At 66.1% G+C, this 11,063-nt stretch carries 11 protein-coding genes and 1 pseudogene; 10 read left to right on the plus strand and 2 right to left on the minus strand.

Translation table 11 applies throughout. The features are described 5' to 3' along the window. The first annotated feature begins 2 nt into the window (after positions 1-2). Together HPA01S_RS03160 and HPA01S_RS03165 are read left to right on the plus strand one after the other, a co-directional pair. Positions 3-2,129 (plus strand): 3-hydroxyacyl-CoA dehydrogenase NAD-binding domain-containing protein, encoded by a 2,127-nt coding sequence (locus HPA01S_RS03160; protein ID WP_066266540.1) that lies wholly within the window; start codon positions 3-5, stop codon positions 2,127-2,129. A gap of 40 nt (positions 2,130-2,169) precedes the next feature. Further along, a complete protein-coding gene (locus HPA01S_RS03165; RefSeq protein WP_066266542.1) occupies positions 2,170-3,351 on the plus strand; it encodes an ABC transporter substrate-binding protein in 1,182 nt (393 codons plus the stop codon). A 29-nt stretch (positions 3,352-3,380) separates the two neighbouring features. Here the strand turns inward: HPA01S_RS03165 and HPA01S_RS03170 are convergent, their stop codons facing one another. Further along, a complete protein-coding gene (locus HPA01S_RS03170) occupies positions 3,381-3,971 on the minus strand; it encodes a TetR/AcrR family transcriptional regulator (protein WP_066266544.1) in 591 nt (196 codons plus the stop codon). 144 nt (positions 3,972-4,115) lie between these two features. Here HPA01S_RS03170 and HPA01S_RS03175 point away from each other — a divergent pair, with 144 nt between their 5' ends. The 5 genes from HPA01S_RS03175 to HPA01S_RS03190 are packed head-to-tail and all read left to right on the plus strand — an operon-like array spanning position 4,116 to position 7,858. After that, positions 4,116-5,276: an acyl-CoA dehydrogenase family protein gene (locus HPA01S_RS03175; protein WP_066266547.1), complete on the plus strand. Its 1,161-nt coding sequence runs from the start codon at positions 4,116-4,118 to the stop codon at positions 5,274-5,276. Between the two features lie 12 nt (positions 5,277-5,288). Then, a complete protein-coding gene (locus HPA01S_RS23780) occupies positions 5,289-5,456 on the plus strand; it encodes a CoA transferase (RefSeq protein ID WP_306307105.1) in 168 nt (55 codons plus the stop codon). Beyond that, positions 5,456-6,469: a CaiB/BaiF CoA transferase family protein gene (locus HPA01S_RS03180; RefSeq protein WP_306307106.1), complete on the plus strand. Its 1,014-nt coding sequence runs from the start codon at positions 5,456-5,458 to the stop codon at positions 6,467-6,469. Before HPA01S_RS23780 ends, HPA01S_RS03180 begins: the two co-directional genes overlap by 1 nt. A 25-nt stretch (positions 6,470-6,494) precedes the next feature. Next, positions 6,495-7,040 (plus strand): DUF2889 domain-containing protein, encoded by a 546-nt coding sequence (locus tag HPA01S_RS03185; protein ID WP_169801494.1) that lies wholly within the window; start codon positions 6,495-6,497, stop codon positions 7,038-7,040. Further along, positions 7,037-7,858: an enoyl-CoA hydratase-related protein gene (locus HPA01S_RS03190; protein ID WP_066266552.1), complete on the plus strand. Its 822-nt coding sequence runs from the start codon at positions 7,037-7,039 to the stop codon at positions 7,856-7,858. Before HPA01S_RS03185 ends, HPA01S_RS03190 begins: the two co-directional genes overlap by 4 nt. Positions 7,859-7,906: 48 nt before the next feature. Here the strand turns inward: HPA01S_RS03190 and HPA01S_RS22530 are convergent. Continuing rightward, positions 7,907-8,173, minus strand: a pseudogene (locus HPA01S_RS22530) (transposase); the annotation flags it as partial. 411 nt (positions 8,174-8,584) lie between these two features. On the opposite strand from HPA01S_RS22530, the gene HPA01S_RS03195 reads away from it, so the two are divergent. The 3 genes from HPA01S_RS03195 (at position 8,585) to HPA01S_RS03205 (ending at position 10,967) form a co-directional block, all read left to right on the plus strand. Beyond that, positions 8,585-9,313: an STN domain-containing protein gene (locus HPA01S_RS03195; protein WP_157084883.1), complete on the plus strand. Its 729-nt coding sequence runs from the start codon at positions 8,585-8,587 to the stop codon at positions 9,311-9,313. Positions 9,314-9,331: 18 nt separating this feature from the next. Next, complete coding sequence (locus HPA01S_RS03200) at positions 9,332-9,871, plus strand: RNA polymerase sigma factor (protein WP_066266556.1); 540 nt, start codon at positions 9,332-9,334, stop codon at positions 9,869-9,871. A gap of 97 nt (positions 9,872-9,968) precedes the next feature. Continuing rightward, positions 9,969-10,967, plus strand: coding sequence for a FecR family protein (locus HPA01S_RS03205; RefSeq protein WP_066266558.1), 999 nt, complete (start codon positions 9,969-9,971; stop codon positions 10,965-10,967). The last annotated feature ends 96 nt before the right edge of the window (positions 10,968-11,063 follow it).

Genomic DNA, 11,063 nt, shown 5'->3' on the forward strand with positions numbered 1-11,063 from the left:
GCATGGTGGATTACAAGGTGGACGCGGACGGTATCGCGACCCTGACGTGGAACGTGGCGGACCGGCCGATGAACGTGCTGAACACGGCATCGATCACAGCCTTCGACGAGGCCGTGAACCGCGCAGTGTCAGACGCATCGGTGCGCGGCGTGATCGTCACCTCCGCACGCCCCGAGCTCCTGGCGGGGGGTGATCTGGAGTTCATCCGCACCATCTCGAGCGCGCAGCAGTCGATGGACATCACCGGCCCGCTGAGCTCCACGCTGCGCCGCATGGAGACTTCCGGAAAACCCTTTGTGGCCGCCATCAACGGCACGGCGCTGGGCGGCGGCCTGGAGGTCTGTCTGGCCTGCCACCGCCGCATTGTGGTGGACGATGCCAAGCTGCTGCTCGGCGTGCCCGAGGTGACGCTGGGCCTGCTGCCTGCCGCCGGCGGCACGCAGCGCCTGCCGCGCATGATCGGCATCAAGGCCGCGCTGCCCTACCTGCTGGAAGGCCGCAAGGTCGGGCCGCAGAAGGCGCTGGAAGCGGGCATCGTCGACGAGGTCGTGCCGGCGGGCGAACTGCTGGCGCGCGCAAAGCAATGGCTGCTCACCGACGGTGCGCAGGCGACCGTGAAACCGTGGGACGCCAAGGGCTACAAGTTCCCCGGTGGTACGCCGCAGTCGCCGGGACCGACGCAGGTGTTCTTTGGCGTCTCGGGCCACCTGCTGGGCAAGACGCAGGCGCTGTACCCGGCGCCCGAGGCCATCCTGGCCAGCGTGTACGACGGTTGCCAGGTCGACATCGACACCGGCCTGCGCATCGAGCAGCGCCAGTTCGCGCGCCTGGCCACATCGCCCGAAACCAAGAACATGATCCGCACGCTGTTCTACGCGATGGGCGATGCGAACCGGCTTGCAGGCCGCCCGAAAGACGTGCCGACGCGCAAGTTTGGCAAGGTGGCGGTGCTCGGTGCCGGCATGATGGGCGCGGGCCTGGCGCACGTGTGTTCGGTGGCGGGTCTGGAGACGGTGCTGCTGGATGTGAGCGTGGAGGCCGCCGAGAAGGGCAAGGCTTACGGCGCCAAAATTCTTGACGGCCAGGTGGCCAAAGGCCGCCTGGACGCCGCGCAGCGCGACCAGACCCTGGCGCGCGTGAAGGCCACGGCCGACATGGCCGAGCTCGCGGGCTGCGGCATCGTGATCGAGGCGGTGTTCGAGGACCGCGCGGTGAAAGCCGACGTGACCCGCCGAGCCGAGGCCGCCATGGACGCCGACGCGATCTTCGCCTCCAACACGTCCACGCTGCCCATCACGGGGCTGGCCGAGGTGTCGTCGCGCCCCACACAGTTCGTGGGCCTGCACTTCTTCTCGCCGGTGGAAAAGATGCCGCTGGTGGAGGTCATCCGTGGCAAGCAGACGGGAGAGGCTGCGATTGCGCACGCGATGGACTTCGTCAAGCGCATCCGCAAGACGCCCATCGTGGTCAACGACTGCCCAGCCTTCTACGCCAACCGCGCCTTCGGCATGTACCCCTTCGAGGCCATGACCATGCTGGCCGAGGGCGTCAATCCGAACCTGATCGAAAACGCCGGGCGCCTCGCCGGCATGCCCATGCCACCGCTGGCGCTGATCGACGAGTTCTCGATCGAGCTGCTGCACAAGGCGATGAAGCAAGCTCGCATCGACCAGGGCGACGCCTACCGCGAACAACCGCAGGACGCGGTGTTGATTGCCATGGTGGACGAGTTGGGCCGCCCGGGCCGTAAGACCGGCAAGGGTTTCTATGACTACCCGGCCGACGCCAGCAAGAAGCTCTGGCCCGGCCTGGCGCAGCGGTTCCCCCTGGCGGACGAACAGCCCGATGTGGACGAGGTGCGAAAGCGCCTGATGTTCTCGCAGTCCCTGGAGGCCGCGCGCTGTGTGGCCGAAGGCATCGTGAGCACGCGCGACGCTGACGTCGGCTCCTTGCTGGGTTGGGGGTTCCCCCCTGTGCTGGGTGGTGCCATCAGCCACATCGACATGGTGGGCGCCGCCAGTTTCGTGGCGGAGTGTGACCGGTTGGCCAAACGCCATGGCCAGCGATTTGAAGCGCCCCAGGCGCTGCGTGACATGGCCGCAACGAACGGCCGCTACCACCCGGTCTAGGGCCTCGCCCTTGAACCACCACCACCCACAGGAGACAGACATGAAGCACCTCACCTTGAACCGACTTGCCGCCGCCACTGCCCTGCTGACCGCCATGATCGTGCCTGCCCACGCGCAACAGCAAGGCGTGAGCAAGGACCAGTTGCTGATCGGCACCATCCTCGACCTTTCCGGCCCGCTTGCGGGTTACGGCAAGGACCTGCGCAACGGCATGAACCTGCGCATCGCCGAGGTGAATGAGCAGGGCGGCGTGCACGGCCGCAAGCTGGCGCTGAGGGTGGAGGACAACGGCTATGACCCCAAGCGCGCCGTATTGGCGGCGCAGAAGCTGGTCAACCAGGACAAGGTGTTCATCATGGTCGGCATGCTGGGCGCGGCGAGTGCCAACGCTGCCATGCCGACGCTGGCGCAGAAGAACGTGATGAACTTCCTCCCGATGGCGCTCGCCAAGGACATGTACGAGCCGGTCGACAAGCTCAAGTTCGCCTTCGTGTCCTCCTACATCGAACAGATGACACGGGCCACGCCGCGCCTCTACAAAGAAAAGAATGGCACCAAGGCCTGCACGCTGTACCAGGACGACGACTACGGCCAGGAGGTGATGAAGGGTGCAGAGATCGGCCTCAAGAGCATCAACGTGGAGTTCACCGAGCACACAACCTACAAGCGCGGTGCGACCGACTTTTCTTCGCAGGTGGCGCGCTTGCGCGCGGCCAACTGCGACTTCGTGGTGCTCGGCACGGTGATCCGCGAGACCGTGGGCGCTATCGCCGAGTCGCGCAAGCTCGGCTACAACCCGACTTTCCTCACCTCAGTGGGGGCCTACAGCGACCTGATTCCGCGCCTGGGCGGCAAAGGCATGGATGGCCTGTACTCGACCATGGTGGCGCAGGTGCCCTACGAGGATGACGCCTCACAACCGCTGCGATTCTGGGCCAACAAGTACAAGACCGCCTACAACGAGAGCCCCACGGTGTTCTCGACCTACGGCTACGTGATCATCGACCGGCTGGCGACGGGACTGCAGAAGAACGGCCCGAACGTGAGCACGGATGCGCTGGCGAAAACGCTGGAGTCGCTCAAGGTCCCGAGCGACATGTTCGGCATGCCGGCGATGAACTGGTCGCCCACGAGCCACTTGGCCAGCAGCGAGGTGCGGCTGTCGCAGCTTCAGAACGGGCGCTGGAAGGTCGTGCTCGACTACGACCAGATGAAGAAGTAAGACCTGTGTGAGGCGCGCGCCGAGGCGACTTACTTCTCGGCCATGAAGCCGAGCAGGAACAGGCGCGTGATGCGCTCACACAGCTCGTCCGACTTCATCGGGCCGCCCGGCCGGTACCAGTAGTCGGTCCAGTTCAGCATGCCCAGCAGCATCATCGCGTAGGGTTTGTACACGTTGTCCTGAAGGCCGGGGTTCACTTCGCGCAACAGGTCGGCCACCTGGTCGGAGACCTTCTTTTCCAGTTGCCGCAGCGGTGTCTGCAGGCCCTTGGGCAGGAACTTCACGTCGTTCATGGCAATGACGTGGCGCCGGCGCGACTGCGCCGACTTCTGGGCATAGGCTTGCACGAAGGCCGCGAACCTTTCCTTGACCGGGTTGCGACTGGACACCGCCTCGTCCACGCTGGCGATCACCCGCTCAAGGTGTTCCGTCAGCATGGCGTTGAGCAGATCGTCCTTGGTCGGGAAGTAGTGGTACAGCATCGACTTGGTCGCGCCGCAGGCTTGTGCGATGTCCTGCATCTTGGCGTTCGGATAACCCACCTTCGCGAAAAGCGCCGCAGCGCTGTCCATGATGGCCTGGCTCTTGGTGTCGTAGTCGTCTGATCGCACGCGTGGCATGTCTGTTCCCTCTGCGGCCGTTGGGACGGCCTTGGCGAGGCGAGTGTACCCGTTGAGCGCAACCATCCGGCTTGTTCACAAATACTTTAAATAACCCGACGTGTCGGACTATAATTGGCAAAAAATACACAGGAGACCCACCCCATGTCCTTGCCCTACTTCAGTGAGCCCGACATCGTTGACGAGGACCTGCGCATGGTGCGCGAACAGCTGCGGCGCTACGTGGACGAGGTCATCGTTCCGAATGGAGATGCCTGGGAGGCCAGCGGCGAGATTCCGCGCCACGTCTTCACCGATCTGGGCGCCATGGGCTTCCTGGGCATGCGCCACCCGGTCGAGTACGGGGGCGGTGGCCTGGGCGCCTTGTCGTCCCTGGTGCTGGGCGAGGAGTTGTCGCGTTCCACCTTCGGGGGTGTGGCATCGGCGTTGACGGTGCACAGCGACATGTCGGTCGGACACATTGCCCATCGCGGTACGCACGAGCAAAAGCAGCGCTACCTGCCCGCGGCCTGCGCCGGCGAGAAGGTCGGCGTGATCTGCGTGACCGAAGCGCATGCCGGCTCCGATGTGGCGGGTCTGAAGACCCGTGCGGAACGCACCGACGATGGCTGGGTGATCAATGGCTCCAAGATGTTCATCACCAATGCGGTGTTCGGCGACATCTACATCGTGGCCGCGCGCACCGATCCGCACGCCAAAGGCAGCAAGGGGCTGTCCCTGTTCATCGTCGAGAAGGGCAACCCGGGTTTGAAGATCGCACGCAAGCTGGACAAGCATGGCTGGCGTTCGTCCGACACGGCCGAGCTCTACCTCGAAGACCTGCATGTGCCGCACGACGCGCTGCTGGGCGAGGAGGGCAAGGGCTTCTACTACATCATGAGCACGTTCCAGAACGAGCGCCTGGTAATCGGCGCCCTGAGTTCCGGCACGGCCTCTCGCGCCATCGAGCTCACGGTGGAATACGTGAAGCAGCGCCAGGCCTTCGGCAAGTCGCTGTGGGACCAGCAGGTGGTGCGCAACAAGCTGGCGTGGATGGCGTCGAAGACGGCGGCAGTGCGCTCGCTCACCTACCAGTGCGCCCAGATGATCGACGAGGGAAAAGACATCGTGCGCGAGGTCTCGATGCTCAAATGTTTTGCCGCCGAGACCTTGCAGGAGGTGGTGCACACCTGCCTGCAGTTGCACGGTGGCACGGGTTACATGATCGGCACGCCAGTGGAGCGCATGGCGCGCGACGCACGCATCCTGACCATCGGCGGCGGTGCCACCGAGGTGATGCTGGAAGAAGTCGCCAAGCGCATGTGAGGTGAGCACACCATGAGCGGACCACTGCAAGGCGTCACCGTCATCGAACTCGCGGGCATCGGCCCTGGCCCCTTCGCCGGCATGATGCTGGCCGACATGGGCGCCGATGTGATCCGCGTGGACCGGATACCGACGCCAGGTGGAGGCAGCCCGCTGGAGGCAGCCCGCTGGAGGCGTTGATGCGCAACGACAGCGTGGTCGACCGTGGACGCCGGTCGATTGCGTTGAACATGAAGGACCCGCGCGCGGTGGACACCGTGCTCCAACTTGTCGCGAAGGCCGACATCCTGATCGAAGGCTTTCGCCCTGGAGTGACCGAGAGGCTGGGCGTTGGGCCGCAGGAATGTATGGCCCGCAATCCCAGGCTGGTCTATGGCCGCATGACAGGCTGGGGACAGAGCGGTCCGCTGGCGCAAGCCGCGGGCCACGACTTGAACTACATCGCGCTCTCGGGTGCGGTGCACGCGATGGGCCCGGCCGACCGGGCACCCGCCGTGCCGCTGAACCTGGTGGGTGACTACGGCGGCGGTGGCATGTTGCTGGCACTGGGTGTGGTGGCGGCCCTCTACGAGGCTCAGCGCTCTGGCGAGGGGCAGGTGGTGGATGCGGCCATCGCGGACGGCGCTGCCGTGCTGATGGCCGCGCAGTACGGCCTCCAGGCCAAAGGCTTCTGGAGTGACCAGCGGGAAAGCAACTTCCTTGACGGTTCGGCGCACTTCTACGGCAACTATGCCTGCGCCGATGGCCGCTACATCTCCATCGGCCCGATCGAACCTCAGTTCTACCGGCTGCTGCTGGAGAAATGCGGCATCACCGATCCGCATTTCCTGCAGCAGTGGGAGCGCGCCGAATGGCCGGCTTTGAAACAGAAGCTCGCCGCGCTGTTCCTGCGCCGCAGCCGCGACGAGTGGTGCGAGGTGCTGGAAGGCACCGATGCCTGCGTCGCACCGGTGCTGAGCATGGCCGAGGCGCCGGTCCACCCGCACAACCGCGCGCGCGGCACCTTCGTGGAGCAGGGTGGCCTGGTGCAGCCGGCGCCTGCCCCGCGCTTCGACCGCACGCTCACCGAGCTGCCACCCTCCGCGCCGCCGATAGGTGCCGACAGCGTGGGCATCCTGCGTGCACTCGGTCGCAACGATGCCCAGATCGCCGCACTGGTGGCGGCCGGCGTGGTTCATCTGGCACACGATTGACATGGCCGGAACGCGGTCGCCCAACGTGAAGCGCCGCCAGGTGCATCTGCGCCGCATCAGCTGCGAGGGCTTCGAGCGCGACGACGGTCTGTACGACATTGTGGGCACCTTGATCGACACCAAGCCGTTCCCGATCGAGCTGGAGGAGAAGACGGTGGCTGGTCACGAAGCCATCCATCACATGACCGTGTGCCTGACCATCGACCGCGAGCGCCTGATCCGCGACGTTGTTGCCACCACGGTGGATGGGCCGCACGCGGTCTGCGGCGCCATCACGGAGAGATACCGCCGCCTGATCGGACAGCGCATCCAGCCGGGATTCACCATGGTGGTCAAGCGCCTGTTCCGTGCCGAGCAGGGCTGCACCCACCTGACCGAGCTGTTGCCGCCCATGGCGACCACCGCCTTCCAGATGTTGTGGAGCGGCGCGGACGACGTGACCGACCCGGATCAGCCCGAGCACCGCAACTCACCACTCGGTGGCTGCCATGCCTTGAAGACAGATGGGGAGCTCGTGCGCCTGCATTTTCCTGAACGCTACACCGGCAAGTCCGGAGGACACCCGACATGAGTGCACCCGCCGTTTTGTTCGACGTGGTTGATGGCATCGCCACCTTGACCCTGAATGAGGCGTCACAGATGAACCCGATCAGCGTGGCCATGCGGCAGACTTGCCTGCAGCTGGTAGAGCGGGTGCGCGATGACGGCTCGGTGCGTGCGCTGATCCTGACCGGCAGCGGCGGGGCGTTCTGTTCGGGCGCCAGGCTGTCGGACTTCCATCCCGACCGCCCTGCAGACCCGGAACGCAGCACGGGTCGCGTCATCGGCGACATGATGGCTGATGCAGGCAATCCGTTGGTGAGCGGATTGCGGAGCCTGCGCGTTCCCGTGGTGTGTGCCGTCAACGGCGCTGCGGCCGGTGGTGGCGTGGGATTGGCACTTGCCGCGGACGTGGTGATCGCAGCGCGCTCCGCATTCTTCTACCTGCCATTTGCACCGGCGCTGGGCCTGGTGCCGGACATGGGCGCCAGCTGGGTGCTGCCGCGCGCCGTGAGCCGCGCCCGTGCCATGGGTTTGACGCTCTTGGGCAACAGGCTGTCTGCGCAGGATGCGGCCGACTGGGGGCTGGTCTGGGCCTGCGTGGACGACGCAGAGCTGTCCAGCACCGCGTTGGGCATCGCGCAGCGTCTGGCGCGTTTGCCCGGCCATGCCATTGAAGAGGTTCGTGCACTCTACGAACAATCCGAAGACAACACATTCGAAGAGCAACTGGCGCTGGAGCGCGACCGTCAGATGACGCTGGCGGATCGGCCTGCGTTTGCGGAAGGCGTCAGGGCATTCCTCGAAAAACGCCAGCCCAGATTCCGAGATGGTTCCAGCCAACTTTGAAATGCACCGCAGTGAGATCAGCGTGACGGCACGGTGAGTTGCCGGCAGTAATATCTCGTTGGCCCGGCGCCGCTCTTTGTTCTCGCGTTCCAGCTCCTTGACCTGCTGGGCCTCGCTGGTCGTGACGCCTCCGCGCACGCCCGTGTCGACCTCGACGCGCTTGACCCATTCGTGCAGCGTCTGCGGCACGCATCCAATTTTCGGCGCGATGGACTCGATGGCCGCCCACAGCGACGGGAACTCCCCACGGTGCTCCTGCACCATCCTCACCGCTCTCTCACGGACCTCGGGGGAGAACTTGTTCGACTTCTTCATGGCTCAATCCTCTCGGAGTGTTGAGCCTCCTCAAAACCCGGGGCGATTCACGGGACCTTGCCTTCGAGAACATGGCCGCGGACATAGATGCCGAGGGAGTCGCGTTCTTCGTAGTTCATTGGGGGGTTCTCCTTTGATCTGGAGTGGAAAGACAGCAGGTTTGAATCTGCAGCGAACGCGTGGCCTGAGGTCACGCGTTGCTTGCAGTCTGGGTGCCACCGCCCCGAAAGTCTGTTCGGCATCGCACGCGCCTCTTGCCGCTGGCCCTGAACATTGCGCGGCCGGCATCGGCTGAAGGCCCGTTGATCTTCCCCCGTCAGCGTGTCATGGAATGGTCACGCAGCTTGCCTAACATCCGGTTTCACTAAGCCCGATGCCATGCCGGTGATGGGGCATCGCGGACCTTCTTTCATGGCTCACCCACTGCAGTCGATGGGCGTGCTGCTCGCGCTGACGGCTGGTGTGGCATGTCTGCCAGCGCAGGCGGCAGACAACGCTGCTTCGCAGCTCATTCAAATGCCGTCACCCGTCATTGCGAACCATTCACTGGCCTTCGACTTGCCTGCACAACCCCTGGCCGATGCGCTGGAGCAGTTCGGCGCGCAGGCTGGCCTGCCGGTGATCTTCGACGCTGCCCTGGTGCAAGGCCGCCGCTCGGCGCCGGTGCACGGCCCGCACGCGGCCATGCACGCGCTTCGCTTGCTGCTGGAAGGCTCCGGCCTGGTGGCGCAGTACGCGCGCCCGGGCCGCAGCGATGCCGTGGTGGTGCTTCCGCAACCGCCGCAGCCCGCCGAGCTGCCCGAGGCAACGGAGCCAGCGTTGCCGGCTGCTGCGCCGGGCAACGTGATGCACCGGCGCTACGACGGTTTGATGCAGACCCGCGTGCGCGAGGCTTTCTGCAACCACCCCTTGTTGTCGCGCGGCTCCTACCGCACGGCGGTGCAGTTCCATGTGGATGTGATGGGCCGCGTGCAGGGTGTGCGCCTGCTCGACAGCAGTGGCGACCGGGTGCGCGATGCCGCCATCACCGCCGGGCTGGAGGGCATGCAGCTGGACTGGGCGCCTCCGCCGACCATGGCACAACCGGTGACGCTGCTGATCCAGCCGCGTGCCGGCGGTCTTTGCGCCACCGGGCCGTAGCCGGCCCAGGACAACCGCGTGCACGACACCGACACCGCCATTCCCGCCCTGCGCGACTACCTCGTCACGCGGTATGCCGACCTGAAGCGCACCCTGGCGCGGCGGCTGGGCAGCGCCGACCTGGCAGGTGAGGCGCTGCAGGACACCTGGCTGCGGCTGGAGAGCCGGGACGACATCGAGGGTGTGCGCGATCCCTTCTCGTACCTGCTGCGCACCGCGGTGAACGTGGCCTATGACCAGCAGCGCAGCCAGAGCCGGCTGGTGAGCGCGGACGAGATCGAGGAGCTGTTGAACGAGCAGTCGGACCCGACGCCCGGGCCGGCGCAGACCGCAGAAGACCGCTCGGAGCTGGTGGCCCTGCAGGCGGCCATGGAGCAGTTGCCCGAACGGCGGCGCCGCATCCTGATGATGGTTCGCTGGGAGCAGTTGCCGCAGCGTGAGGTGGCCATCCGGCTCGGCGTGTCCCTGCGCACGGTGGAGCAGGACCTGAAGAAGGCGCACGACTTCTGCATGGCCCGGCTGCAGCGCCAGGACGGCACCGAAAACGGCCGGCCATGAGCGTTGTGATGTGGTTTTGTGGCGCGAGATCCGTCATCTCTTCACAGAGCAATGGCCGCCGCATGGCCCGCACCAGAATGACCCAGGGTTTTCTTTCATGAGCAGTGCCGGTTCGGCAAGCTCCCGGGACGACGCCGCACGCATCCAGCGTGAGGCGGGGGCCTGGTTGCGCCGTCTGAATTCCGGCTCGGCCACACAACGCGACGTGCAGGGTTTCCGCCGCTGGCGCGACGCCCATCCGGCGCATGGCCAGGCTTTGCAGGAAGCGCGCCGCGTGTGGGCGCTGATGCCGCAGGCGATGGCGCCGATGGCGGGCCGGGACACGGCCTCTGCCGCCGCCAGGCGCCCGCGTGCGCGCGGCCTGCCGCGCCGCATGGTGCTGCTGGGCGGTGCCGTGGGCGTGGCCGGTGCCGCGGCGGCCGCGGTGGCGGTGCATCCGCCGCTGGCGCTGTGGCCTTCCATCGGCGAGTTGCAGGCGGACTACCGCACCGCCACCGGCGAGCAGCGCGAACTCGATCTGGCCGGCGGCGTTTCGCTGCAGCTCAACACACAAACCGCGTTGAGCCGCCTGCGTGGCGAAGGGCAGGGCCCGGGCGTGCGGCTGGTGAATGGCGAGATCGCCGTTGACCTGGGGCACGCCGGCAGCACCGCATTCGAGGTGGCGGCCGGGGCCGGCCGTGTGCTGGCCCAGGGCGCGCAACTGGAGGTGAGGCACCTGGCCGACGTCACCTGGGTCACCTGCATCGACGGTGCGGTGCGCGTCTGGCATCCCGACGGTGCGCGCGAGCTGCAGGCCGGGCAGCAGCTGCGTTACGACGCACACGGCCTGCAGCCCACGCAACGTGTGGAGGTGGCGGAATGGTCGGCCTGGCGCCGGGGCGTGCTGGTGTTCCGTGCCGCGCCGCTGGAGCAGGTGATCGAAGAGATCAACCGCTACCGTCCCGGCAAGGTGTTGTTGTGGGCCTCACACCTGCGTGAGCGCGAGGTCAGTGGCCGTTTCTCGGTCTCCACACTGGACACCGTGCTGCTGCAGATCGAGCGTTCCTACGAGCTGCAGGCGCGCAGCCTGCCCGGTGGCGTGGTCGTGCTGCGCTGATGTGTTGAAGCGTGCGCACGGCGTGCCGGGTGGTGCATCGGGCAGTGCATCGGGCGGTGCTTTTGTGACAGAAGAAAGTCTAGTGGTTTTTGTCAT

The organism is Hydrogenophaga palleronii NBRC 102513, from assembly GCF_001571225.1.
Taxonomy (GTDB): domain Bacteria; phylum Pseudomonadota; class Gammaproteobacteria; order Burkholderiales; family Burkholderiaceae_C; genus Hydrogenophaga; species Hydrogenophaga palleronii.